This is a genomic window from Pseudarthrobacter defluvii, assembly GCF_030323865.1.
Lineage (GTDB): Bacteria > Actinomycetota > Actinomycetes > Actinomycetales > Micrococcaceae > Arthrobacter > Arthrobacter sedimenti.
The window spans coordinates 1,639,179-1,664,027 of sequence record NZ_CP066362.1; the positions used below are offsets into that span (position 1 = coordinate 1,639,179).

At 66.2% G+C, this 24,849-nt stretch carries 21 protein-coding genes; 20 read left to right on the plus strand and 1 reads right to left on the minus strand.

The genetic code is table 11. The annotated features are described in order from the left end of the window. The first annotated feature begins 80 nt into the window (after nucleotides 1-80). The 20 genes from rsmH (at nucleotide 81) to dnaE (ending at nucleotide 24,201) form a co-directional block, all read left to right on the plus strand. A complete protein-coding gene (gene rsmH / locus JCQ34_RS07545; protein ID WP_142134347.1) occupies nucleotides 81-1,073 on the plus strand; it encodes a 16S rRNA (cytosine(1402)-N(4))-methyltransferase RsmH in 993 nt (330 codons plus the stop codon). Then, nucleotides 1,070-1,792, plus strand: coding sequence for a hypothetical protein (locus JCQ34_RS07550; protein ID WP_286403335.1), 723 nt, complete (start codon nucleotides 1,070-1,072; stop codon nucleotides 1,790-1,792). Before rsmH ends, JCQ34_RS07550 begins: the two co-directional genes overlap by 4 nt. Nucleotides 1,793-1,840: 48 nt before the next feature. Next, nucleotides 1,841-3,643, plus strand: a complete 1,803-nt coding sequence (locus JCQ34_RS07555; RefSeq protein WP_286403337.1) for a peptidoglycan D,D-transpeptidase FtsI family protein — start codon at nucleotides 1,841-1,843, stop codon at nucleotides 3,641-3,643. Nucleotides 3,644-3,739: 96 nt separating this feature from the next. Then, nucleotides 3,740-5,371, plus strand: a complete 1,632-nt coding sequence (locus JCQ34_RS07560) for a UDP-N-acetylmuramoyl-L-alanyl-D-glutamate--2,6-diaminopimelate ligase (protein WP_286403338.1) — start codon at nucleotides 3,740-3,742, stop codon at nucleotides 5,369-5,371. A gap of 6 nt (nucleotides 5,372-5,377) precedes the next feature. Further along, nucleotides 5,378-6,841 carry a UDP-N-acetylmuramoyl-tripeptide--D-alanyl-D-alanine ligase gene (locus JCQ34_RS07565; protein WP_286403340.1) on the plus strand — a complete coding sequence of 488 codons (1,464 nt, stop codon included), beginning with the start codon at nucleotides 5,378-5,380 and terminating at the stop codon, nucleotides 6,839-6,841. Continuing rightward, nucleotides 6,838-7,947, plus strand: coding sequence for a phospho-N-acetylmuramoyl-pentapeptide-transferase (gene mraY / locus JCQ34_RS07570; protein WP_142134337.1), 1,110 nt, complete (start codon nucleotides 6,838-6,840; stop codon nucleotides 7,945-7,947). Before JCQ34_RS07565 ends, mraY begins: the two co-directional genes overlap by 4 nt. After that, nucleotides 7,929-9,506 carry a UDP-N-acetylmuramoyl-L-alanine--D-glutamate ligase gene (murD, locus tag JCQ34_RS07575; RefSeq protein WP_286403342.1) on the plus strand — a complete coding sequence of 526 codons (1,578 nt, stop codon included), beginning with the start codon at nucleotides 7,929-7,931 and terminating at the stop codon, nucleotides 9,504-9,506. The genes mraY and murD overlap by 19 nt, the downstream gene beginning before the upstream one ends. A 2-nt stretch (nucleotides 9,507-9,508) precedes the next feature. After that, nucleotides 9,509-10,843, plus strand: coding sequence for a putative lipid II flippase FtsW (gene ftsW, locus JCQ34_RS07580; RefSeq protein WP_286403343.1), 1,335 nt, complete (start codon nucleotides 9,509-9,511; stop codon nucleotides 10,841-10,843). Then, nucleotides 10,840-11,940 carry an undecaprenyldiphospho-muramoylpentapeptide beta-N-acetylglucosaminyltransferase gene (gene murG / locus JCQ34_RS07585; RefSeq protein WP_286403344.1) on the plus strand — a complete coding sequence of 367 codons (1,101 nt, stop codon included), beginning with the start codon at nucleotides 10,840-10,842 and terminating at the stop codon, nucleotides 11,938-11,940. Before ftsW ends, murG begins: the two co-directional genes overlap by 4 nt. Next, nucleotides 11,937-13,313 (plus strand): UDP-N-acetylmuramate--L-alanine ligase, encoded by a 1,377-nt coding sequence (murC, locus tag JCQ34_RS07590; protein ID WP_286403346.1) that lies wholly within the window; start codon nucleotides 11,937-11,939, stop codon nucleotides 13,311-13,313. Before murG ends, murC begins: the two co-directional genes overlap by 4 nt. Then, nucleotides 13,306-14,223 carry a cell division protein FtsQ/DivIB gene (locus tag JCQ34_RS07595; protein WP_286403348.1) on the plus strand — a complete coding sequence of 306 codons (918 nt, stop codon included), beginning with the start codon at nucleotides 13,306-13,308 and terminating at the stop codon, nucleotides 14,221-14,223. The genes murC and JCQ34_RS07595 overlap by 8 nt, the downstream gene beginning before the upstream one ends. Before the next feature lie 184 nt (nucleotides 14,224-14,407). Continuing rightward, nucleotides 14,408-15,658, plus strand: a complete 1,251-nt coding sequence (gene ftsZ / locus JCQ34_RS07600; protein WP_142134327.1) for a cell division protein FtsZ — start codon at nucleotides 14,408-14,410, stop codon at nucleotides 15,656-15,658. 8 nt (nucleotides 15,659-15,666) lie between these two features. After that, the gene (pgeF, locus tag JCQ34_RS07605) at nucleotides 15,667-16,356 is read left to right on the plus strand and encodes a peptidoglycan editing factor PgeF (RefSeq protein ID WP_286403351.1); all 690 of its coding nucleotides are present in this window, start codon (nucleotides 15,667-15,669) and stop codon (nucleotides 16,354-16,356) included. Beyond that, entirely contained in the window at nucleotides 16,349-17,110 is a 762-nt protein-coding gene (locus tag JCQ34_RS07610; protein WP_286403352.1) for a YggS family pyridoxal phosphate-dependent enzyme, read from the plus strand. The genes pgeF and JCQ34_RS07610 overlap by 8 nt, the downstream gene beginning before the upstream one ends. Before the next feature lie 90 nt (nucleotides 17,111-17,200). Beyond that, nucleotides 17,201-17,731: a cell division protein SepF gene (locus JCQ34_RS07615; RefSeq protein ID WP_141160844.1), complete on the plus strand. Its 531-nt coding sequence runs from the start codon at nucleotides 17,201-17,203 to the stop codon at nucleotides 17,729-17,731. Nucleotides 17,732-17,863: 132 nt separating this feature from the next. Further along, nucleotides 17,864-18,151, plus strand: coding sequence for a YggT family protein (locus JCQ34_RS07620; protein WP_142134322.1), 288 nt, complete (start codon nucleotides 17,864-17,866; stop codon nucleotides 18,149-18,151). A 174-nt stretch (nucleotides 18,152-18,325) separates the two neighbouring features. After that, nucleotides 18,326-19,009 (plus strand): DivIVA domain-containing protein, encoded by a 684-nt coding sequence (locus JCQ34_RS07625; RefSeq protein ID WP_286403355.1) that lies wholly within the window; start codon nucleotides 18,326-18,328, stop codon nucleotides 19,007-19,009. Nucleotides 19,010-19,102: 93 nt separating this feature from the next. Next, the gene (gene lspA, locus JCQ34_RS07630; protein WP_286403357.1) at nucleotides 19,103-19,675 is read left to right on the plus strand and encodes a signal peptidase II; all 573 of its coding nucleotides are present in this window, start codon (nucleotides 19,103-19,105) and stop codon (nucleotides 19,673-19,675) included. Continuing rightward, nucleotides 19,668-20,594 (plus strand): RluA family pseudouridine synthase, encoded by a 927-nt coding sequence (locus tag JCQ34_RS07635; protein ID WP_286403359.1) that lies wholly within the window; start codon nucleotides 19,668-19,670, stop codon nucleotides 20,592-20,594. The genes lspA and JCQ34_RS07635 overlap by 8 nt, the downstream gene beginning before the upstream one ends. A gap of 49 nt (nucleotides 20,595-20,643) precedes the next feature. Beyond that, nucleotides 20,644-24,201, plus strand: a complete 3,558-nt coding sequence (dnaE, locus tag JCQ34_RS07640) for a DNA polymerase III subunit alpha (RefSeq protein WP_286403360.1) — start codon at nucleotides 20,644-20,646, stop codon at nucleotides 24,199-24,201. Nucleotides 24,202-24,292: 91 nt separating this feature from the next. Here dnaE and JCQ34_RS07645 read toward each other — a convergent pair whose 3' ends face one another. Beyond that, on the minus strand, nucleotides 24,293-24,793 hold the full coding sequence (locus tag JCQ34_RS07645) for a flavin reductase family protein (RefSeq protein ID WP_286403362.1): 501 nt from the start codon (nucleotides 24,791-24,793) through the stop codon (nucleotides 24,293-24,295). Nucleotides 24,794-24,849: the final 56 nt, after the last annotated feature.

Sequence of the window (24,849 nt, forward strand, 5' to 3'; positions counted from 1 at the left end):
AGGCGGGCGGAACGGTAGGCGCGGATGGGGATCTGGTCCCAGAAGCAGCAGGTGACAACGACGGCGGGAAAGGACCAGGCATGACCGATCAACCCAAGCCCACGTCCGAACGCCATGTGCCGGTCCTCCGCGACCGGTGCATCAATTTGTTGGCACCGGGGTTCGAAGCGGCGAGGCTCCGCGGCGAAACCCCCATCGCCGTAGACGCAACCCTGGGGATGGGCGGCCACTCGGAGGCCATGCTCCAGAGGTTCCCCGACCTCCACCTCATCGGCATCGACCGTGACGAGGAAGCGCTGGCCCTCGCGGGGGAGCGGCTGGCTCCTTTCGCCGCCCGGACCGACCTGGTCCACGCGGTCTACGACGAAATCCAGGACGTTCTGGCAGACCTCGGCGTGGCCGAAGTGCACGGCATCCTGATGGACCTTGGTGTCTCTTCGCTGCAGCTCGATGAACGGGAGCGCGGCTTCGCCTACTCGTTCGACGCCCCGCTGGACATGCGGATGGACACCAGCCGCGGCCAAACGGCAGCGGATGTGGTCAATACCTACAGCGAAGCGGACCTGGTCCGGATCATCCGCAAGTGGGGCGAGGAGAAGTTCGCCGGACGGATCGCCAACAGGATCGTTGCAGCACGTGCGGTGAAGGAGTTCACCACCACCGGCGAGCTCGTCGAGCAGATCCGGTCCGTGGTTCCCGCCTCTGCGGCGAAGTCCGGCGGACACCCTGCCAAGCGGACTTTCCAGGCCCTGCGGATCGAGGTCAACGAAGAACTCGACGTCCTGGAACGGGCCGTCCCCGCCGCCGTCGACTCACTGGCTCTGGGCGGGCGCATCGTGATCATGTCCTACCACTCCCTGGAGGACAAGATCGTCAAGGGTGTCCTCCAGGCCCGTTCCAAGTCTTCAGCTCCGCTTGGCTTCCCCGTCGAGCTGGAAGAACACAAGCCTGAACTTAAGACCCTGACCAAAGGCACTGAGGTGCCTACCGCCGTCGAAATTGCTGAAAACCCGCGCGCTGCCTCCGCCAGGCTCCGCGCGGCAGAACGAATCAGAGCCAGGAGAGCTGCATGAGCACCGCCGCCGTCAAGAACTTTCCCATCGTTTCCGGTAGTTCGGCGGCAGATGCCAAGCCTGCAGGTGAACCCGGCGGCGGCCGGAAGGGGCGTACACCGCTTTCCGTGGTCCGCACGGCGCCCAAAAGGCGCCGGGCCCCCTTCGTCGTGCTCTGCTTTGCCATGCTCGCCGTCGCCTTGGTCGCTGTACTGGTCCTGAACATCTCTGTATCCACCGCCCAGTACCAGCTGGTGGAGCTGCGCGCCAAGCAGAGCTCATTGACCAAGACGAACCAGGACCTCACCCAGCAGGTGCAGAACTACGAGGCCCCGCAGAACCTGGCGGCCAAAGCCACCGAGCTTGGCATGGTGGCCTCCACGGTGAAGGGCCAGATTGACCTGTCCACCCTCTCAGTCACCGGAAAAGCCACCCCTGCAGTCAAGGGTGCGGCAGGAGGAGCGGTGATTCCGGCGCCGGCCGTGGCCGGGCAGCTCATTGTTCCACCGGCTCCCACGGGTGCAACAGCGGACAAGGCCACGACGCCGGACGCGGGCAAAGCGGCCCCCGCTCCGTCGGCAGGCCCGGCCCCAGCTACGGGCACGGCACCGGCCAATGTGGCCCAGCCGGCAGCCGCAGCCCAGGCGGCAGCCGCCGCCAAGGCTGCTGCGGCGGCTCCGGCACCCGCGCTTCACGGCGGCTCCGTTCCGGCGCCCCAGCAGAAGGTCCCCGGACACTAGGCCAAGGGGCAGGTCAGGCAGCAGCGTCGAGCAGCAAGGAATATCACGGTGGCGGAGAAGACCGGCAAGGCAGGACAAGGCAAGGCACCCAACGCCACGAAACGCTTGCGACTGGGACTGGGCGTCATGCTCACGCTCCTGCTGGTGGTGGGCGGGAAGCTTTTCCTGGTCCAGGGGCTGGACGTCGGGGGCATGGCTGAAGCGGCGTTGAACAGCCGGATGACCTCCGCCATCCTGCCTGCGGAGCGTGGCAGCATCCTGGACTCCCGCGGCACCGTCCTGGCCAACAGCGTGATCCGCTACAACATCGTGGTGGACCAGCGGGTCAACACCAAGACGGAATCCTACAAGCGGCTGGACCAGACGGACGGCCATGAAAAGCTGGTGGACGTCAGCCGCGACCAGGCAATTTCCGAGCTTGCGGCCGCCCTTGGCATGGACACGAATGCTGTCCGGGATGCCGTCACCGGCCAGCAGCCCTACTACATCGTGGCCAAGGACGTGAAGCCTGACGTCGAGGACCGCATCTCCAAACTCCAGGTGCCCGGCATCGTTGCCGAGGGCGTGAGCAAGCGCGTCTACCCGAACGGTGCCGTGGCCGGGGGAGTGGTGGGTTTCCTCCAGGACGGCACCACCGGCCTGGCCGGTATTGAGCAAACCCAGGACGACCAACTCAAGGGCAAGGACGGCAAGCGCCTGTTCGAGATTGGCGCCGATGGCTTGCGCATTCCGGTGGGCCTTGACGAGCTGACCCCGCCCCAGAACGGCAAGGACGTCAAGCTCACGCTCAACTCCGATCTTCAGTACTTTGCCCAGCAGGCCATCCAGAGCCAGGCGGACAAGCTCAGCGCCGAATGGGGCGTCATCATCGTGATGGACGCCAAGACCGGGAACCTCCTGGCCTTGGCAGACACGAACTCACCGGACCCGAACAACCCCGGACTCGTGGCTGCCAAGGACCGCGGTGTCCGCTCCGTGACCGCAGCCTACGAGCCCGGCTCCGTGGAGAAGATGATGACTGCGGCAGCTGTGATCGACGAGGGACTTGCAAAACCGCTGGACACCTTCACTATCCCGCCCACCTACACGGTTGATGGCCAGACGTTCAGCGACGCGTTCACCCACGGAACCGAGGAACGGACGCTTGCGGGCATCATCGGGTACTCCATGAACACCGGAACTGTCATGGCCGGCCAGCGGCTCAGCAAGGAACAGCGGTATGACTGGCTGAAGAAGTTCGGCATTGGCGAGGCGCCGGACATCGGACTGCCGGCGACCGCTTCGGGCATCCTCACACCGCCGGACCAGTGGGATGGACGCCAGCAGTACACCGTGCTGTTCGGGCAGGGCGTTTCCCAGTCCACGCTGCAGACCGTCCGTGCCTACCAAAGCATCGCCAACAACGGCGTCATGCTGCAGCCACGGCTGATCGATTCCTACATTTCGCCTGACGGCACCGAGGAGAAGGTGCCGGCCCAGCCGTCGCGGCAGGTTGTCTCCGGCAGTACGGCCCAGCAGGTCAAGGATATCCTGGAAAGCGCCGTCACCGAGGGCGAAATCAAGGACGCCGGGATCGACGGTTACCGGGTGGGAGCCAAGACCGGCACGTCCGAGTCGCCATGCGACGACGGCAAGTCGGGCTACTGCGGCTACACGGCCTCCATCGTGGGAATGGCGCCGATGGATGATCCGCGGTTTATTGTGGAGGTGGTGCTCCAGCGGCCGAAGGGCAGCATCTACGGCATCACCAACGGGCCGGTGTTCCGGTCCGTCATGAGCCAGGCGCTGCGGACCTACAACGTCCAGCCTTCAACCGGTACGCCGGCCAGGATGCCCCAGTACGCCAAATAGCCGCCGCGCGGGGCCGGAAGTACCAGCAGCATCCAGCGCATCACAGTGCCCGGGGCGAACCATGCCGGGCACGCACTAGCACCATCGGAGATCCCCTTGTCAGAGTTCACCACGCCCGGCAGCGACGCTGGCCGGGACGAAAGTCCAGGCCGCTTCCGGCCCGCAGCCGTAGCTGCCGTCCCGCTGGCCGCCGTCGGGCAGGCCCTTGGCGTAGCCGTGCCCGAACCTGCCGCTGACGCGGAGATCACCGGCATATCGCTCAACTCGCGCACTGTGGAGCCTGGCGACCTGTACGTGGCGCTCCCCGGAGCCACCAGGCACGGGGCGGACTTCGCCTCCGACGCCATCGGTGCAGGGGCAGTGGCCGTCCTCACCGACGACGCCGGGGCACGGCTGCTCGCCCTGTCCGCGGACACACCGGTCCCGGTGCTCGTCGTCGGGAATCCCCGCAACGAGGTGGGACCGCTTTCCGCCATGATTTACCGCAGCCAGGCCGATGACGGGCAGCCACTGCGGCTGTTCGGTGTCACCGGAACCAACGGGAAGACCACCACCACCTACTTCATCACCTCCCTGCTGCGTGCCCTGCGGCAGAAGACCGGTCTGATCGGAACCATCGAGATCCTGGCCGGCGGGAAGCCGATCCCCAGCCTCCTGACCACGCCGGAATCCACCGAGGTCCACGGGCTCGTGGCGCTCATGCGCGAACGCGGGCTTGACGCCGCCGCCATGGAGGTCTCCTCCCACGCCATCTCCTACCAGCGCGTCGACGGCCTGCTCTTCGACGTCGCGGGTTTCACCAACCTCACCCAGGACCACCTGGACCTGCACAACACCATGGAGGAGTACTTCGCCACCAAGGCGGAACTCTTCACGCCCGGGCGCGCGCGCCGGGCGGTGGTGACGGTCGACGACGAGTGGGGACGCCGGCTGGCCGGCAGCACCCGGGTGCCGGTCACCACGCTCAGCACGGACGGCAGCAACCAGGCGGACTGGACGATGGCAGCGACGGCGCCACGGGGGCTGGGTACCGACTTCACCCTTGCCGGTCCCGCTGGCGCCACCCTGAAAATCCACACAGGTTTGCCCGGAAGCTTCAACGTTGCCAACGCTGCCCTGGCTGCGCTGATGGTCCTCGCCTCCGGCGTGGACCTGGCCGACCTGCAGGCCGCCCTGGACAGTGCCGACCCCTTCACGGTGGCCGTGCCCGGACGCATGCAGCTGATCGCCGAGCAGCCCGCCGCCGTGGTGGACTTCGCCCACAACACCGACGCCCTGGCCCGGGCCCTGGAAGCAGTCCGCCCGCCCCAACCGGACTCCCGGCTGATCGTGGTGTTCGGTGCCACCGGACAGCGGGACCAGGGCAAACGACCCGCAATGGGTGCCATCGCGGCCCGGCTTGCCGACACCGTGATCATCACCGACGACGACCCCCACGACGAGGACGCGGCAGCGATCCGCTCCGACGTGATGGCCGGGGCACGCGAAGCCCTGGACAGCGGGTCATTGGGGGCCGAGCTGCTGGAGGTCTTCCCCCGCGACGAAGCCATCCACCACGCCGTGTCCCTGGCGCGCCCACAGGACACCATCCTGGTGGCCGGCCGGGGGCACGAGGTCTGGCAGGAAGTGAAGGGCGTCAATCTCGCCCTGGACGACAGGGTGGAACTGCGCAACGCCTTGACAGCCAGGGGATTCAACGTTCTCCATGACGACCGGATAGAGTCCTAGACCGAGATGATTGCATTTACTGCGGCGGAAATCGCCGAAATCACCAACGGGCGCCTGGACGCCGATCCCGGACTTACGCCCCTCTCGGTGGTGACGGATTCACGCGAAGCCACCCCGGGTTCGCTTTACGTCGCGAAGCCAGGCGAGCACGCCGACGGCCATGACTTCATCGACGCCGCCTTTGCCGCGGGTGCGGTGCTGGCGCTCGTCGAGCGCCCCGTGCCGGCACCGGACGGCGACGCGTACCCGTCGATCGTGGTGGCCGACGCCGTCCTGGCCATGGGCGCCCTTGCCGCCGAAGCCGTCCGCCGCATCCGGGCCGCACGTGCGGCAGCAGGAGACCAGCTGACAGTGGTCGGAATTACCGGCTCAGCCGGCAAGACCACCACCAAGGACCTCCTGGCCGGAATCCTGGCCACGCAAGGCAACACGGTGGCGCCGCAAGGCTCCTACAACGGCGAGGTGGGCGTGCCGCTCACGGTCTTCCGGGCCGGCACCGATACCCGCTACCTGGTCATCGAGATGGGGGCCACCGGCATTGGCCACATCCGCTACCTCGCAGAGATGGTCAAGCCGGACATCGGCGTGGTCCTGGCAGTGGGCACCGCGCACGCCGGCGAGTTCGGGGGAGTGGAAAACATTGCGCTTGCCAAGGGTGAGATGGTCGAAGGCCTGACCGCCGGCGGGACCGCGGTCATCAACCTCGACGACGAGCGTGTGGCCGCCATGCGCAGCCGTACCTCCGCTGCCGTCCTCGGCTTTTCCGCAGAAGGACGGGCGGACGCGCAGGTCCAGGCGCTCAACTCCGATACCAACGCCGGGGGCAGCCCCGAATTCGACCTCCAACTTCCGGATGGTGCCCCTCCCCGGCATGTAAGCAGCCGGCTCATCGGTGCGCACCACGTGGGAAACCTGCTCGCAGCCGCTGCAGCCGCGTGGGCTGCCGGCGTACCCGGAGACCACATCGCGGATTCGCTAAGCAACCAGGCGGCCGCGAGCCGCTGGCGCATGGAGCGCACGGAGCGGGCGGACGGCGTCACCATCATCAACGATGCGTACAACGCCAACCCGGAGTCCATGCGGGCAGCCCTTCGAACCCTTGCCGACCTTGGCCGCGGCCGCCGCACCTGGGCTGTCCTGGGTGCCATGCTGGAACTGGGCGAAGACTCCATCCGCGAGCACACCGCCGTCGGCACCCAGGTGGTGCGGCTCAACATCTCCAGGCTGCTGGTGGTGGGCCGGGAAGCCAGGGCCCTCTACGTTTCGGCCGTGCAGGAAGGGTCCTGGGGGGACGAGTGCCTCTTTGCCGAGACGGTGGATGAGGCCTTTGAAGTCCTGGACGCCGAGCTCCAGTCCGGCGACCTGGTGTTGTTCAAGTCCTCCAACAGCGTGGGACTTCGCCATTTGGGCGATCGGATAGCATTACCCCCAACCTCCACCCCTGCCGACGAAAGGAGCACTCTGCTGTGATTGCCCTGTTGATCGGCGCAGGCCTGGCCCTGCTGTGCTCCCTGGTGGGCACCCCGCTTTTCATCCGTCTCCTGGTGCGTCGCGGCTACGGCCAGTTCATCCGTGACGACGGGCCCACATCGCACCACACCAAGCGCGGTACCCCCACCATGGGCGGAACCGTGGTGGTGGCCTCCGTGCTGCTCAGTTACGGCCTTACGCATCTCATCATGCTCATGATGAACCCTGACTCGCCTGGACCATCGGCCTCGGCCCTGATCCTGTTGTTCCTCATGGTGGGCATGGGCCTGGTGGGCTTCCTGGACGACTTCATCAAGATTTCCCGGCAGCGCAGCCTTGGCCTCAACGCCAAGGCCAAACTCATCCTCCAGGCCGCCGTAGGCATCATCTTCGCCATCCTGGCGCTGAACTTCCCCAACGGCGCAGGCCTGACGCCCGCGTCCACAAAGATCTCCCTGGTCCGCGACCTGCCCTGGCTCGACCTTGCCTTCGGCGGGACGGTCCTTGGTGCCATCCTCTTCGTCATCTGGTCGAACCTGATCGTCACCGCGGCCACGAACGGCGTGAACCTCACCGATGGCCTGGACGGCCTGGCCGCCGGTGCGTCAATCATGGTTTTCGGCGCTTATACGCTGATGGGCATATGGCAGAGCAACCAGGCCTGCGGATCCCCCAGGGAGGCCGGCAGCGGCTGCTACCTGGTCAGGGACCCCCTGGACCTGGCGCTCCTGGCCGCGATCCTCAGCGCCGCGCTGGTGGGGTTCCTCTGGTGGAACACATCGCCGGCCAAGATCTTCATGGGCGACACCGGTTCGCTGGCCATCGGCGGCGCGGTGGCTGGTTTCGCCATCCTGTCCCGGACCGAACTCCTGCTGGGCATCGTGGGCGGCCTCTTCGTGCTGATCACCCTGTCCGTCATCATCCAGGTGGGCTACTTCAAAGCCACCGGCGGGAAGCGCGTGTTCAAGATGGCACCGCTGCAGCACCACTTCGAGCTAAAGGGATGGGCCGAAGTGACCGTCGTGGTCCGGTTCTGGATCCTGGGCGGACTCTTCGTCGCCGTCGGGTTGGGCATCTTCTACGCTGAATGGGTTGTACTGCTGTGACCGTTTCCCCACGCCTGGCAAACCTCGTCTCCTGGGACTCCGACTGGGCCGGCCTGCGCGTCGTCGTCACCGGCATCGGGGTATCCGGTTTCGCCGCTGCGGACACCCTGATCGAACTCGGTGCACGCGTCGTCGTGGTCGACGCCGCCACCAGTGACACAGCCCGCGCCCACGCGGACACCCTGAAGATCGTGGGCGCCGCCGACGTGCTGCTCGGCCCCGACGCCGTGACGCACATCCCGCGCATCGACGGCGAGCTTCCGGAACTGATTGTGACCTCGCCGGGATGGCGCCCGGACCAGGCGCTGCTCGCCGCAGCGGCACGGGCACACATTCCGGTGTGGGGCGACGTCGAACTCGCGTGGCGGGTGCGGACCAGGGAAGGCCGGAAGACGGCCGACTGGCTGGCAATCACCGGCACCAACGGCAAGACCACCACGGTGGGACTGACCGAATCCATGCTGCGGGCAGCGGGCCTCAAAGCCGTCGCCGTCGGCAACGTGGGCACCCCCATCTTGGATGCCCTCCGCGACCCCGTCGAGTACGACGTCTTCGCCGTCGAACTCTCCAGCTTCCAGCTGCACTGGGCGGAATCCGTTTCGCCGGTGGCCAGCGTCTGCCTGAACGTAGCCGAAGACCACGTCGACTGGCACGGCTCCTATGATTCCTACCTCGCGGACAAAGCGAAGGTGTACGAGCGGACCCAGAAGGCCTGCATCTACAACGCCGAGCAGATTGAAACCGAGCGCATGGTGGAAAACGCCGACGTCGTGGAAGGCTGCCGTGCGGTGGGCTTCACCACTGTCACGCCGGCAATCAGCATGCTCGGAGTGGTGGAGGGGCTGCTGGTGGACCGCGCCTTCATCGAGGAGCGCAGGAACAGCGCGGCTGAACTGGCCTCCATGGCAGACCTGGGACCGCTGGCCCCACGCCATATGGTGGCCAATGCCCTTGCCGCAGCCGGCCTGGTGCGCGCCTATGGCGTGGACGCCAAGGCAGTCCGCCAGGGCATCCTCGACTACGTCCCGGGCGACCACCGCATCCAGCCGGTCGCCCGCATGAATGGCGTCCTCTGGGTCAACGACTCCAAGGCCACCAATCCGCACGCAGCTTCAGCATCCCTGTCGGCTTTCAGCAACGTTGTCTGGATCGCCGGTGGCTTGTCCAAGGGCGTGAGCTACGACGAGCTTGTAAGGGACCACGCCGCGCGCCTCAAGGCCGTGGTACTGATCGGGACGGACACCGCCCACCTCCGGGAAGCCCTCCAGCGACACGCGCCCGATGTCCCGGTGATCGAACCGGGGGCAGGTGAGACTGAAGGGGTGCAGACTGCTTCCGCGTCCGGTGGCACCTCCGGCGGTTCCCCCGCAAAGGGAGAACGGGTGATGTCCTGGGCCGTTGAGTCAGCAGCACGGATCGCCGAGACCGGGGACACCGTGCTGATGGCTCCGGCAGCTGCTTCCATGGATCAGTTCTCTTCCTACGCTCACCGTGGTGGTACTTTCATCGACGCTGTCCGCGAGCTGGTGGAAGGGCAGGCCCACACCGGCGAGGAGTAACGATGGCCAGTACGCCCACCCGGCCCCAGGCCGGCAGGCCGCGCCTTGGCTCCACTGCTTCCGCCTCCCGGCAGCCAGCCTCTGCAGGCAGGAAACTGCGCACTCTGTACCGGCGCTTCTGGGCCGCCCTGGAGGGAACGGGCACGTCCCGGAACGGCTCCACGTACTACCTCATCCTTGGCGCCACGCTTGCGTTGACTGCCATCGGGATCATGATGGTCCTCTCTGCCTCCAGCGTCGAATCGATCGCCGCCGGAAAGTCGCCCTACGGGGACGCGCTGAAGCAGGGCGTCTTCGCCGCCATCGGCATCTTCACCATGTTCGTGTTGTCGCGCATCAACGTCACCTGGCTGAAGCGGCTCGCGTGGCCCGCTGTCGGGTTGGCCGTGGTGCTCCTTGTCGTGGTGCAGTTGGTTGGCACGGAGATCAACGGCAACCGGAACTGGGTTGACCTGGGCGGCATCACGTTCCAGCCTTCCGAGGCGGCAAAACTCGCCCTGGCGCTGTGGCTTGCCACGGTGCTGGCCAGGAAAGGCAAGCTGCTCAACCGTTGGCAGCACGTGCTGGTCCCCGCCGTCCCCATGGCGGCCATCATCGTCGTGCTGATCCTGGTGGGGAACGACCTGGGCACTGCCATGATCATCATGATGATCATGGCAGCCGCACTCTTCTTCGCAGGCGTTCCCCTCTACCTCTTCGGCATCGCGGGCCTTATCGCCGCTGCCGGCACGGCGGTCATGGCGGTCACCAGTTCGAACCGCATGTGCCGCATCACCTCATGGTGGACCGGCCAGTCCTGCGCCGACGGCATCGACGCCAACTACCAGGCCACCAACGGCATGTATGGCCTTGCCTCAGGGGGCTGGCTGGGAGTGGGCCTGGGACAGAGCCGGCAGAAGTACAGCTGGATTCCCGAAGCCCACAACGACTTCATCTTTGCCATCATCGGCGAGGAACTTGGCCTGGTGGGGACCGTCGTCGTCCTGGTTCTCTTCGCGATCCTCGGCGCTGCGATCTACCGCGTGGTGGTGGCACAGGAGGACATGTTCCACCGGGTCCTTGCGGGCACCATCATGGTGTGGCTGCTGGGCCAGGCCACGGTGAACATGTCCGTGGTCACCGGCCTCATGCCCGTCATCGGCGTGCCGCTGCCGTTTATTTCCTATGGCGGCTCGGCCCTGCTGATGTCGCTGTGCGCCGTGGGGGTGGTCCTCTCGCTGGCCCGGGAGCAGATGGCCCCGGCCATGCGCCCCAAGCGGATCCTTAAGTTCAGGATCCGGCCGGGGCGGGACAAGAGCCAACCAAAGAATTCCAGAAAGCGTGCCTACCCCAGATGACTTCGACAAAACCCTCTATCGTCCTTGCGGGCGGCGGAACCGCCGGCCATATCAGCCCCCTGCTCGCAATCGCCGCCGCCATTCGCAGCGAAGCCCCCGATGCCGCCGTCCTGGCCGTCGGAACGCCCGCCGGAATGGAAACCCGTCTGGTTCCCGCCGCCGGCGTGGACCTTGCCACGATCGACCGCGTGCCTTTTCCGCGGAAGCCGTCCGCGGACCTGCTCCGGCTGCCCGGAAGGCTGGCCGGCGCGGTCCGCCAGGCCGGAGCCATCCTGGACCGGGCTCAGGCTGACGTGCTGGTGGGCGTGGGCGGATACGTCTGCACCCCGATGTACCTGGCGGCGAGGAAGCGCGGCACGCCCATCGTGATCCATGAGGCGAATGCGCGCCCCGGACTGGCCAACCGGGTGGGAGCCTTCCTTGGCGGACGGGTAGCTGTGGCTTTCGACGGCACACCACTCCGCAACGCGGCGCACGTGGGGATGCCCATGCGCAAGGAGATCTCCGGCCTTGACCGGAAGACCGCCCGTACTGCCGCGCGGGAGGCGCTGGGGCTTGATCCCCAGCAGCCAACCTTGATTGTCACCGGCGGATCATCCGGGGCGCAGAGCATCAACCGGACCATTGCCGCCGCCGTGGACCTGCTTGCCGATGCCGGCGTCCAGACCCTGCACATCACCGGCCGCGGCAAAACCGTCCTGGACCAGGCCGGGCAACCCCTCACTGCCAAGGGGTACCGGCAGGTGGAGTACATCGACGGAATGGAACTTGCCTATGCTGCCGCGGACCTGCTTCTGGCACGGTCCGGGGCCGCCACAGTGTCCGAGGTTGCCGCCGTGGGGGTTCCGGCTGTCCTGGTACCCCTGCCCATCGGCAACGGCGAACAGGCGCTGAACGCAAAGGGCCTGGTAGCGGCCGGAGGCGCACTGCTGGTGGCTGACCGCGACTTCACGGCTGCATGGGTTGAGCGCGAGCTGCTTCCGTTGATCACCGATAAAGCACGGCTCGCCGCCATGGAAGCCAAGTCCTACCGGCTCGGCATCCGAAACGCCGACCAGCGAATGGCTGGTCTTGTCCTGGAAGCGGTATCAGCATGACCTCCCACAACACGCCCGGCCTGGACTCCCTTGGAAAGGTGCACTTCATTGGCATCGGGGGAGTAGGCATGTCCGCCGTGGCCCGCATCATGGTGGCACGGGGCGTCCCCGTCAGCGGCTCCGATGCCAAGGACCTGCCGGTCATGGCGGACCTCGCCGCTGCCGGAGCGCGCATAGCGGTGGGCTACGCGGCCGGCAACCTGGGCGACGCGCAGACCGTCGTGGCCGGATCGGCAATCCGTGAAGACAATCCTGAACTGGCGGCAGCGCGGCAAGCGGGGCTGCCGGTGCTGCACCGTTCGCAGGCGCTGGCGGCCACCATGGGCGACGACGTTGTGGTGACCGTGGCCGGAACGCATGGCAAGTCCACCACGACGTCGATGATCACCGTCCTGCTGCGGGCAGCGGGCCTGGATCCCAGCTTCGCCGTGGGAGCCAACATTCCCGCGCTTGGCGTCAACGCTGCGCACGGGGCCTCGGGAATCTTCGTCGCCGAGGCAGACGAGTCCGACGGCTCCTTCCTGAACTACCGGCCCCGCATCGCCGTCGTCACCAACGTGGAGCCTGACCACCTGGACTACTACGGCACCGCTGAAGCCGTTTACCAGTCCTTTGACCGCTTCACTGAGCTGCTGCCCGCGGACGGCCTGCTGGTGGCCTGCGCGGACGATGCCGGCGCCCTGGCCCTCGCGGACCGGACCAAGGCGCGGGGCAACACGCGGGTGGTCCTGTACGGTACCGGCGAGGCTGCGGACATCAGGCTGGACGACGGCGGCCCCGGCCAGGTTGCGGTGGCAACAGGCGGTGCCCGGTACGGTCTGTCGCTGCAGGTTCCCGGCAGGCACAACGCCCTGAACGCCGCTGCCGCCTTTGCCGTTGCCCTTGAACTGGGCGTGGACCCGGCCGCAGCGGCCGAGGGCCTGGCCAGCTTCTCCGGTGCCTCCCGCCGCTTCGAGCTGAAGGGCGCGGAGCGGGGGGTGCGGGTGTTTGACGACTATGCCCACCATCCCACTGAAGTCCGTGCGGCCCTGACCGCAGCCCGTTCGGTGGCAGGGGGCAACAAGGTGCATGTCCTGTTCCAGCCGCACCTGTTCTCCCGCACCCGCGAGTTCGCCGCAGAGTTTGCCGATGCCCTCAACCTCGCAGACACCGCCCTGGTCCTGGACATCTACCCCGCAAGGGAAGACCCCATTCCCGGCGTCACCAGCCAGCTCATTGCCGACCACCTCACGGAGGGTGGCCGGTTGGTCAGCGCAGAGGACGCGGTGAAGACGCTCGCCGGAGTGGCAGGGGAAGGGGACGTTGTCCTCACCGTTGGCGCGGGCGACGTCACGGCTTACGGGCCCCGGATCGTGGAGGCGCTGCGTGCCTAGCTCCCGGCGTCCCACTTACGCCCCGCCCAAACGGAACACCCGCCCGGCTCCCGGGCAGGGGACCGGCACGCCGAATGAGGCGACCGGCGGCGCCGGCGGGGACGTGATTACCGCATCGCGCAGCATTCCGGAGCAGGCGGCACAGAAACCCGCCCGGAAGCCGGCGCAGGAGCAGAAACCGGCCGGGGCAACCGTCCTGGCGTTCCCCGAGCCGAAGGGCCGGCGGCGCCGGAAGAAAGTCCTGCTCGCCGTCGGAACCGTGATTGCGCTGGTGGCCGCCCTGCTGGCCGCCGCCGTCTACTCACCTGTCCTTGCCCTCAAGACCGTCTCGGTCTCCGGCACCCGGCTGGTCACCCCGGAGCAGGTGCAGGCCGCGCTGGAGCCCCTGCGCGGAAAACCGTTGCCGCAAATCAGCGACGACGACGTGCGCGGCCTGCTTGGTTCACTGATCCAGGTGAAATCCGTTTCCGTTGAGGCGCGCCCGCCATCCACCCTTGCCGTCGCCGTGCACGAGCGGGTACCCGTGGCTTTGGTCAAGCAGGGGGAGCAGTACCAGCTGGTCGACGTCGATGGCGTGCAGTTGGGCACCACTGATGATCCCTCGGCGGCCTCCCTTCCCGTGATCGACGGCGGCGCCGGGGCGATTGGCCAGGACCTGTTCCGGGCCACCGCGGCGGTCCTGGGGGCGCTGCCCGCAGACGTGCTGGCCAAGCTGTCCAATGCCTCAGCGCAGTCCGTGGACGCCGTGGAACTCAAGCTGGTGGACGGCCAGACCATCGTGTGGGGCAACGCTTCGGAGAAGGAACTCAAAGCCAAGGTCCTGGCCGCGCTCCTCAAGGCTCCGGCAGATCCCAAGAACCCGGTCAAGGTCTACGATGTCAGTGTGCCCCGGCACCCCGTGACGCGCTGAGCGCTTTCTTTCCCGGTATTAATCCGACACGCGGACCCGGTTATTGAATGTGTCTTCCAGAGGAAATACCGTCACAGACAAGAGTTACTTGACATAACTCTAACCTTCAAGTGGAGGGTTAGGGTTGAGGGTTTCAAGCTCACCATCAGTTTTCGCAATAAGACACGAACAAGGGACACGTAACGTGGCAGCTCCGCAGAATTACTTGGCCGTCATCAAAGTCGTCGGCATCGGCGGCGGTGGCGTGAACGCAGTCAACCGCATGATCGAGGTCGGCCTCAGGGGTGTTGAGTTCATCGCCATCAACACCGACGCCCAGGCCTTGCTGATGAGCGACGCGGACGTGAAGCTCGACGTCGGACGCGAGCTGACCCGCGGCCTGGGTGCAGGCGCCAACCCCGAGGTGGGCAAGCAGGCCGCCGAGGACCACGCGGACGAAATCGAGGAAGTGCTCCGCGGCGCCGACATGGTCTTCGTCACCGCCGGCGAGGGCGGCGGCACGGGCACCGGCGGCGCGCCGGTCGTTGCCCGCATCGCCCGCTCGCTTGGAGCCCTGACCATCGGTGTGGTCACCCGCCCCTTCACCTTCGAGGGCCGCCGCCGTGCCGGTTCGGCCGAGGCGGGCATCGATGCCCTGCGCGACGAGGTGGACACGCTGATCGTGATCCCCAACGACCGCCTGTTGTCCATCAGCGACCGCAATGTGTCCGTCCTTGACGCGTTCCGCTCCGCTGACCAGGTCCTGCTCTCGGGCGTCCAGGGCATCACGGACCTCATCACCACGCCGGGCCTGATCAACCTCGACTTCGCGGACGTTAAGTCCGTTATGCAGGGCGCCGGCTCAGCCCTCATGGGCATCGGCTCCGCCCGCGGCGAGGACCGCGCAGTCAAGGCAGCCGAACTGGCCATCGCCTCGCCGCTGCTGGAAGCATCCATCGACGGCGCGCACGGCGTGCTGCTGTCCATCCAGGGCGGCTCCGACCTCGGCCTGTTCGAAATCAATGAGGCCGCACGGCTGGTCCAGGAAGTGGCCCACCCCGAAGCCAACATCATCTTCGGCGCCGTTATCGATGACGCCCTTGGCGATGAAGCACGCGTGACCGTGATCGCGGCAGGGTTCGACGACGTCAAGGCCACCTCGCCCTCCATGGACCAGTCCCAGCCGCAGGCCGCCCCGCAGCGGCCCGCTGCCCCTGCCGCCGCTCCGGCCTCGGCCCCGCAAAACGGAAACCACCAGGGCAACGGAAACCACCAGCAGAACGTCCAGCCGCTCCACGCCGGCATTGGCGCCGCGGGACTCAGCAACTGGGGCCAGCAGCGTCCCTCGGCTGTCCCCGCGGACTCCGGCTTCGACGTCGACCTGCCTTCCGTGGTGGAGCCGGACCTGACCGGCAACCACCCGGATGACCTGGATGTCCCCGACTTCCTGAAGTAGGCGGCGGCTTGTTCCATTGGCGTGCCGACATCCTGCCCGGGGTGTCGGCCGCATTCACCAATGTGGATGCCGGGAACCTGGCACTGCACGTGGGGGATGATCCCGCTGCGGTCCAGGGGCGCCGCGCACGTTTGGAGCAGTCCATCGGCGTGGCACCGCAGTCTCTGCGTTTCATGAACCAAGTCCACGGCACCACGGTGGCGCTGATGGATACCGAGTCGGCGGCGCCTGAAGCCGACGCCATGGTGTCCCGCCGCCTGCCCCTGGCGGTCATGGTGGCGGACTGCATTCCGGTGCTGCTGGCGGGGGAGTCCGGCGACGGCCCTGTCCTTGCGGCCGTTCATGCCGGCCGCCCCGGTGTCGCAAACGGCATCCTGCCTGCCGCGGTGGAGCGCATGGAGTCCCTTGGCGCTACCCGGATCCGTGCCTGGCTGGGACCGTCGATTTGCGGGGCCTGCTACGAAGTTCCCGCTGCCTTGCGCGATGACGTGGCCGCCCTGGTTCCCGCAACCCGGAGCACCACGTCCTGGGACACCCCCGCCCTTGACCTTCCAGCCGGGGCGCGGAGCCAGCTGGAGGCCGTTGGGGTGGACGTGGAATACACAGGCGCCTGCACGCTTGAGACGGAAACCCTCTATTCATACCGCCGGGACCGCCATACGGGCCGTTTCGCCGGGCTGGTCTGGTGCCATGACTGAGCTGTCGGCGCCAGGGCAGGGCCAGGGTGAAGACACCCGCACCGCAGAACTTGCCCAGCGGATCTCCGCGGTACGGTCCCGGATCGTGAAGGCGGCTGACAGGGCGGGCCGCAGCGACCGGCTGCCCGCCCTGATCGTGGTCACCAAGTTCCACCCGGCAGAGGATATCCGGCGGCTTGCAGCCTTGGGGATCAAGGACGTCGGTGAGAACCGCGACCAGGAAGCAGCCGCCAAAGCCCTGGAGCTGGCCGACCTTGCCCTCACCTGGCATTTCGTGGGCCAACTGCAGACCAAGAAGGCCAAGTCCGTGGCACGCTATGCCTCCGCGGTCCACTCGGTGGACCGGACGCCGCTCGTGGATGCGCTGGCAAAGGCGGTGGGGAACGAGATGGAGTCCAGCGGCCGCGCCCCGCTGGACTGCTTCATCCAGGTCAACCTGGATGATCAGACGGACGACGCCGGCACGCACCGCGGCGGGGCTGCCCCCACCGATGTGCCGGTCATCGCAGAACGTATCGCCGCCTCGAAAGCCCTTAGCCTGGCCGGCGTGATGGCAGTTGCCCCGCTGGGGATGCCGCCGGAGCCGGCGTTCCAAAAGCTTGCCGGGATTTCCGCCCGGCTCGCAGCGGCTTACCCCGCCGCGACGGCCATTTCCGCAGGCATGAGCCAGGACCTGGAAGCTGCCATCAAGTTCGGGGCGACACACCTGCGAATCGGTTCCGATATTCTCGGTTCCCGTCCCGCCGTGGGGTAGCGTCGGACCTATTGGAAGTGATGGGCGGGGGACTCCAGTGCTGTCAAATCATTGGGCGGCCCGCTTACGGGACACGATTAGGAGTCGACCATGGCCGGCGCTCTGCGCAAGACAATGATCTATCTTGGGCTCGCCGACGGCGACGAGCATTACGAGCCCGAGCAACAGACCACACGTAAGGATGAGGACGAACCGATGGAAGTTGACCGCGAGGAACGCCGTGCCCCGGCACCGGTCCGCGAAGTCAGCCGCGAGGCGTCCTACGCCCCTGAAGAGGAATACCGCGCCCCTGTGACCCCGATTAAGCGTGCGGCCTCGAGCCGCGAAGAGAACACCGGTCTGCGCCAGATCACTACCATCCACCCGCGCTCCTACAACGATGCCAAGCTCATCGGTGAGAGCTTCCGGGACGGCATTCCGGTAATCATGAATGTCACGGACATGGGTGAGGCTGACGCCAAGCGCCTGGTGGATTTCTCCGCCGGCCTCGTCTTTGGCCTCCGGGGCAGCATCGAGCGGGTGACCAACAAGGTGTTCCTGCTCTCACCGTCCTATGTCGAAGTGATCGGTGACGACAAGAAGGCCAGTGATACCCAGGCCAGCTTCTTCAACCAAAGCTGAACATCAGGGCTCGTCAGATGCCAGGCAGGGACACCTGTCTGGCATCTGTGCTGAAATAGACAAGACACCGGCAGCACAACAGCGGCATCCATCATGGACGTGCCGCACGAATATGGAGATATGAAATAAGTCATGGGAATTGTTTTCGGACTTCTCTATCTCGCCCTGCTGCTGTTCTTTGTTGCCCTCATCATCCGCCTGGTGTTCGACTGGGTACAGATGTTCGCCAGGGAATGGCGCCCGCGGGGCGCGGCCCTGGTGGTGGCACATGCCGTGTACTCCATCACGGACCCTCCGCTCAAGGGACTGCGGCGGCTCATACCGCCGCTCCGGCTGGGCGGCATTTCCCTGGACCTGGGCTTCCTGATCCTGTTCATCGGCGTCAGCATTGCGATGAGCGTCACCAGGAGCCTGGCCTGAGCCAGCAATTAGACCGGCAATGCAGGTTGTTCCGCTAATGAGCGGCTACTGTAAAGCGAAGAAACCTCCGGTTTGACACTGCAGTGTTGAATTAGAGTAAGCAGACCAAATTTAGGTACCGTAGTTTTGACGGCCGGAAGGCCTACTGACTAACCAGACCAGTGAGGTGACCAGATGGCTTTGACGCCAGAAGACGTTGTCAACAAGCGCTTTCAGCCCACCAAGTTCCGTGAGGGCTATGACCAGGACGAGGTTGACGACTTCCTGGACGAAATCGTCGTTGAACTCCGCCGCCTGAACCAGGAAAATGACGAGCTCCGCAAGAAGCTCGCCGAAGCCGGTTCCAGCGTGCCGGCAAGCTCCGCTGCCGCACCTGTGGTGGAGAAGGTCCCCGCGCCGGTCAAGGCCGACAAGGACGAGGCCCGCGAGAAGGCAGAAGCGGAAGCCAAGGCCGCCGAAGCCAAGAAGAAGGACGTCGAGCCCGCTTCCCCGGCTGCTGCCGCACCGGCCGCGCCCGCAGCTGTCGCTACCCCCTCCGCCGAATCCGCCGCAGGTCTGCTCGCCATGGCACAGCAGATGCACGACCGCCATGTCGCCGACGGCCAGGCGCAGAAGGACAAGATCATCGCCGAGGCGCAGATCGAAGCCAGCAGCCTCGTCAACGACGCCCAGGAAAAGTCCCGCAAGATCCTCGGCGCACTCGAGCAGCAGCGCTCGGTCCTGGAGCGCAAGGTGGAACAGCTCCGCGGCTTCGAACGCGATTACCGTTCACGCCTGAAGGCCTACATCGAAGGCCAGCTCCGCGACCTGGATGCCCGTGGCTCCGTTGCGACGCCGGAAGTCAGCGAAGCGAACTAAGTCTGGCAGCACGTATTCTGAAAGCCGGTGGCTGAGGATTCCTCGGCCGCCGGCTTTTGGCATTGACGCCCAGTTCCCCGAATTGAAAGCACCATGACTGACGAAATTGCCGCAGGCGCGGCACGCCCTGTCCCTCCCTCGCCCCGCCCCCGCCGGGCAGTCCTGCTGTCCCTGTTTGCCGGCTTCGCGGTTTTCGCCTATGTCCTGGACCAGCTGACCAAACTCTGGGTGACCTCCACCATGGTGGAAGGTGAGCGGATCCCCGTGCTGCCACCCCTGCTCCACTGGTATTTCATCCGCAATTCAGGTGCGGCCTTTTCCATTGGCGAGAACGTCACCTGGGTCTTTTCCATCATCATGGCAGGCGTTGCCATCGCCATCCTGTTCCAGGTGCGCAGGCTGGGCTCGGCCTGGTGGTCGCTGGCATTGGGCCTGCTGCTTGGCGGCGCCCTGGGCAACCTCACGGACCGGCTTTTCCGTGAGCCGTCCTTTGGCATGGGGCACGTGGTGGACTTCATCCAACTCCCCAACTTCGCCATCTTCAATATCGCTGATTCCGCCGTGGTGTCCGCTGTCGCCATCATCTGCATCCTGACCCTGCGGGGGATCGCCCTCGACGGAACGCGGCTGGGGAGCGGACACAGGGACAAGCCCGACCATGAGTGAGCGCATTGTCGTCGCCGAAGAGTTTGGCGGCACACGGGCCGACGCCGGTCTGGCCGGCATCCTGGGTGTGTCCCGTTCCGTTGCCGCGACCCTGCTGGCGGAAGGTCACGTGCTGAACAAGGGCAAGGCGTTGCCGAAGTCGGCAAAACTCGTGGCAGGGGAAATCCTGGACGTCACCGTGCCGGAGCGCCGGGACCCGCTGGAAGTCGTGGAGGAAGCTGTGGAAGGCCTGAACATCCTGCTCGACGATGACGATTTCGTCGTCGTCGACAAGCCCGTCGGTGTGGCAGCCCACCCCTCGCCGGGCTGGGTGGGCCCCACCGTGGTTGGCGGGCTCGCCGCTGCCGGCTACCGGATCTCCACCTCGGGAGCCCCCGAGCGGGCGGGCATCGTCCACCGGCTCGACGTCGGAACTTCGGGTGTGATGGTGGTGGCCAAGTCAGAGCGGGCCTACACAGCCCTCAAGCGGGCGTTCAAGGAGCGCACCGTGGACAAGGTGTACCACGCGGTGGTGCAGGGCCTGCCCGACCCCCTGACCGGTACCATCGACGCCCCCATCGGCCGCCACCCCGGCCACGACTGGCGTTTCGCCGTCATCGAGGACGGGCGGCCCTCCGTGACCCATTACGAAGTCCTGGAAGCCTTCGGCAAGGCCAGCCTGGTGGAGGTCCACCTTGAAACCGGGCGGACGCACCAGATCCGGGTGCACTTTTCCGCCCTCCGCCACCCCTGCGCCGGCGACCTCACCTACGGCGCCGATCCCCGCCTGGCTGCCAACCTGGGGCTCACGCGGCAGTGGCTGCATGCCCGTCAACTGGCCTTTGACCACCCCGTGACGGGGGAGCGGGTTACGGTCACCAGCGAGTACCCGCAGGACCTTTCCTACGCCCTGGAAGTGCTGGAATCGGGCCAGGCCTGACACGGACTGCCTGGCAAAACTGCACCGGGGCAGCGCTTAGAATAGTGCGGTGAGTTCCAGCAATGATTCGTTTGTCCACCTGCACACCCACACCGAATATTCCATGCTGGATGGAGCTGCCCGCCTGGGGGAGCTGTTCGATGAAACCGAGCGGCTGGGCATGCCGGCGCTGGCAACCACCGACCACGGCTACCTGTTCGGCGCGTTCGACTTCTGGCGCAAAGCCACGGACAAGGGCATCAAGCCGATCATCGGCGTCGAAGCCTATGTGACGCCCGGAACCGCCCGTACGGACAAGGAACGTGTGCGCTGGGGCGATGAATCCCAGCGCAAGGACGACGTGTCCGGCGGTGGCTCCTACACCCACATGACGCTCCTGAGCTACAACAACGTGGGCATGCGGAACCTCTTCCGCGCCTCATCCATCGCCTCCCTGGACTCCGTCTTCGGCAAGTGGCCACGGCTGGACCGGGAGCTGCTGAACACCTACTCCGAGGGACTTATCGCCACCACGGGCTGCCCCTCCGGCGAAGTCCAGACCCGGCTCCGGCTGGGCCAGTACCGCGAAGCATTGGAAGCCGCGGCAGAATTCCGGGACATCTTCGGTGCGGAGAACTACTTCTGCGAACTGATGGACCACGGGCTGGACATTGAACGGCGGGTCACCGGCGACCTGCTGCGGCTGGCCAAGGACCTGAACCTGCCACTGGTGGCCACCAACGACCTCCACTACACCCACGAACATGACGCGAAGGCACACGAGGCGCTGCTGGCCATCCAGTCAGGCTCGACGCTGCTGGAACCCACCTATGACAACGGCGGGTCCCGGTTCGCCTTCTCCGGCAGCGGCTACTACCTCAAGTCCCCGCGGGAGATGCGCGAGCTGTTCCGCGACCACCCCGATGCCTGCGACAACACCCTGCTGATCGCCGAGCGCTGCGAGGTGTCCTTCAACACCGACGCCAACTTCATGCCGCGGTTCCCCTGCCCGCCCGGTGAGGACGAGACCTCATGGCTGGTCAAGGAAGTGGACAAGGGCCTGCAGTATCGCTACCCCGGCGGCGTCCCGGACGCGGTCCGCAAGCAGGCGGACTACGAACTTGGCGTCATCACCTCCATGGGGTTCCCGGGCTACTTCCTGGTGGTTGCAGACTTCATCAACTGGGCCAAGAACAACGGCATCCGCGTAGGTCCCGGGCGTGGCTCGGGTGCAGGGTCCATGGTGGCGTACGCCATGCGCATCACCGACCTGGACCCCCTGCGCCACGGCCTGATCTTCGAACGGTTCCTGAACCCGGACCGCGTCTCCATGCCCGACTTCGACGTCGACTTCGATGACCGGCGCCGTTCCGAGGTCATCGACTACGTCACCCGCAAGTACGGCGACGAGCGCGTGGCGATGATCGTCACCTACGGCACCATCAAGACCAAGCAGGCCCTCAAGGACTCCTCCCGCGTGCTGGGCTACCCCTTCAGCATGGGCGAGCAGCTCACCAAGGCACTGCCGCCGGCCGTCATGGCCAAGGACATTCCGCTGGCGGACATCCAGAACCCCGAAGCCAAGCGCTACGGCGAAGCGGGGGACTTCCGGCAGCTGATTGCCACCGACCCCGAGGCTGCCAAAGTCTTCGAGACCGCATTGGGCATCGAAGGGCTGAAGCGCCAGTGGGGCGTCCATGCCGCCGGTGTCATCATGTCCTCGGACCCGATCATCGACGTCATCCCCATCATGCGCCGTTTCCAGGACGGCCAGGTGATCACCCAGTTCGACTACCCCACGTCCGAGGGCCTGGGCCTGATCAAGATGGACTTCCTGGGCCTGCGGAACCTGACGATCATTTCCGACGCCCTTGAGAACATCAAGATGAACCGGGGCATCGACCTGGACCTGGAGAACCTTGAGCTGGACGACGCCCCGTCCTACGAGCTCCTGGCCCGCGGCGACACCCTGGGCGTGTTCCAGCTCGACGGCGGTCCCATGCGGTCGCTGCTCAAGCTGATGAAGCCTGACAACTTCGAAGATATCTCCGCCGTCCTGGCGCTCTACCGGCCCGGCCCCATGGGCGCCAACGCGCACACCGACTACGCGCTGCGCAAGAACGGCATCCAGGAAGTCATCCCCATCCACCCTGAGCTGGAGGAGCCGCTCAAGGAGATCCTCGGGGGTACCTACGGCCTGATCGTGTACCAGGAGCAGGTCATGGCCGTGGCACAGAAGCTCGCCGGCTACTCGCTGGGCCAGGCAGACATTCTGCGCCGCGCCATGGGCAAGAAGAAGAAGTCCGAACTGGACAAGCAGTTTGCCGGCTTCTCCCAGGGCATGCAGGACAACGGGTACTCCATGGAGGCCGTGAAGACCCTCTGGGACATCCTGCTGCCGTTCTCCGACTACGCCTTCAACAAGGCCCACTCGGCAGCGTACGGCGTGATCTCCTACTGGACCGCGTACCTCAAGGCGCACTACGCCCCGGAGTACATGGCCGCCTTGCTGACCTCGGTGGGCGACGACAAGGACAAGTCCGCGATCTACCTCAACGAATGCCGGCGCATGGGCATCACGGTGCTTCCGCCGGACGTCAACGAGTCCGCGCTGAACTTCACCCCGGTGGGCAACGACATCCGCTTCGGCATGGGCGCCATCCGCAACGTGGGCGTCAACGCCGTAGAAGCCATGGTGGCTACCCGGGAAAGCGAAGGCGCGTTCACCTCCTTCAAGGACTACTTGATGAAGGTTCCCGCCGTGGTCTGCAACAAGCGGACCATCGAGTCCCTCATCAAGTCGGGTGCCTTCGACTCGCTGGGCCACCAACGCCGCGCCCTGGCGATGATCCATGAAGAAGCGATCGACTCCGTCATCACCCTGAAGCGCAACGAGGCGATTGGCCAGTTCGACCTTTTCGCCGGTTTCGAGGAGGCCGAATCGGAGGCCTCGCTGAGCATCGAAATCCCGGACCTGCCCGAGTGGGAGAAAAAGGACAAGCTCTCCTTCGAACGGGACATGCTGGGCCTGTACGTGTCGGACCACCCGCTGCAGGGCCTGGAGGGGCTGCTCAGCCAGCACGCCGAAATGAGCATCACCACCATCCTGGGTGAGGACGGGCCGCAGGACGGTGCGATCATCACCATCGCCGGCATGATCACCTCGCTGAGCAGGCGCATCGCCAAGGCCAGCGGCAACGCGTACGCACGGGCCGAGGTGGAGGACCTGGGCGGTTCCATCGAGGTCATGTTCTTCGGCCAGGTCTACGGGCCCATCGCATCCGTGCTGGCCGAGGACCTGATCGTGGTGGTCAAAGGCAGGCTGCAAAAGCGCGACGACGGCGCCATCACCTTGAACTGCATGGAGCTGTCCGTGCCGGACCTCAGTGAAGGGCTGCACGGGCCGCTGGTGATCACCATGCCCACGCACAAGGCCACCGAAGCGGTGGTCACCGAGCTGGGCGACGTGCTGCGCACCCACCGGGGCAACTCGGAGGTCAGGCTGCACCTCCAGGGCGACACCCGCACGGAAATCATGGGCCTTCCCGTCCACCTCCGGGTCAACCCCAGCCCGTCGTTGTTCGGTGACCTGAAGGTCCTGCTGGGTCCGGCCTGCCTGGACGCCTGACAGACCAGGCGCCTGACAAAGACGCGGACGACGGCGGGAAGCACCTCCCGCCGTCGTCCGCGTCTTTTGGTCCGGGACGCTTTACCCGGGGCTAGATTTCGTAGTCGAGTGGCACCGGCTGCCCGTAGGCGCCGCCGTGGTACAGCAGGGGTGACCCTTCGCCGCCCACCTGGCCGTCCACCACCTGGACCACCACCACTGCGTTGTTCTCGAAGGAGAGGCGCATCTGCACCTCGCCGATCAGCCACCCGGCGACGTCCTTGAGGATGGGCACCCCGTGCGGGCCGGTCTCCCAGTGGTTGCCCTCGAACCGGTTGCCGGGCCGGGCAAAGCGCGCTGCCAACTCCTGGTTCTCCAGCCCGAGCATGTGCACGCCCAGGTACTGGGTGTTGGCCACCGCGGGCCAGGACCTGGAACTGCGCGCCATGTTGAAGGTGAACCTCGGCGGCTTGGCGGACAGTGAGGCCACGGAGGTGGCGGTGAAACCGTAGGGCTCGTCCTGGTAGTTCACGGTGATGATGGCGACGCCCGCAGCGTGCCGGCGGAACATCTCCCTGAAGGTCTGCTCGAACGGCTCGCTGTTGTCGGTCACCGGGACTCCTGTACTAGGGGGCGAATCTCTTTCTCCAAGCGTATTGGCCCGCGGTC

What these genes read in the sequence shown, in the direction of transcription:
- JCQ34_RS07625 (WP_286403355.1), top strand. Translation starts at nt 18,326, where the DNA reads ATGGCTTTGACGCCAGAAGACGTTGTCAACAAGCGCTTTCAGCCCACC.
- ftsW (WP_286403343.1), top strand. Translation starts at nt 9,509, where the DNA reads ATGGCCAGTACGCCCACCCGGCCCCAGGCCGGCAGGCCGCGCCTTGGC.
- murG (WP_286403344.1), top strand. Translation starts at nt 10,840, where the DNA reads ATGACTTCGACAAAACCCTCTATCGTCCTTGCGGGCGGCGGAACCGCC.
- JCQ34_RS07610 (WP_286403352.1), top strand. Translation starts at nt 16,349, where the DNA reads ATGACTGAGCTGTCGGCGCCAGGGCAGGGCCAGGGTGAAGACACCCGC.
- JCQ34_RS07635 (WP_286403359.1), top strand. Translation starts at nt 19,668, where the DNA reads ATGAGTGAGCGCATTGTCGTCGCCGAAGAGTTTGGCGGCACACGGGCC.
- JCQ34_RS07565 (WP_286403340.1), top strand. Translation starts at nt 5,378, where the DNA reads ATGATTGCATTTACTGCGGCGGAAATCGCCGAAATCACCAACGGGCGC.
- murC (WP_286403346.1), top strand. Translation starts at nt 11,937, where the DNA reads ATGACCTCCCACAACACGCCCGGCCTGGACTCCCTTGGAAAGGTGCAC.
- JCQ34_RS07550 (WP_286403335.1), top strand. Translation starts at nt 1,070, where the DNA reads ATGAGCACCGCCGCCGTCAAGAACTTTCCCATCGTTTCCGGTAGTTCG.
- rsmH (WP_142134347.1), top strand. Translation starts at nt 81, where the DNA reads ATGACCGATCAACCCAAGCCCACGTCCGAACGCCATGTGCCGGTCCTC.
- murD (WP_286403342.1), top strand. Translation starts at nt 7,929, where the DNA reads ATGGGTTGTACTGCTGTGACCGTTTCCCCACGCCTGGCAAACCTCGTC.
- JCQ34_RS07615 (WP_141160844.1), top strand. Translation starts at nt 17,201, where the DNA reads ATGGCCGGCGCTCTGCGCAAGACAATGATCTATCTTGGGCTCGCCGAC.
- JCQ34_RS07620 (WP_142134322.1), top strand. Translation starts at nt 17,864, where the DNA reads ATGGGAATTGTTTTCGGACTTCTCTATCTCGCCCTGCTGCTGTTCTTT.
- lspA (WP_286403357.1), top strand. Translation starts at nt 19,103, where the DNA reads ATGACTGACGAAATTGCCGCAGGCGCGGCACGCCCTGTCCCTCCCTCG.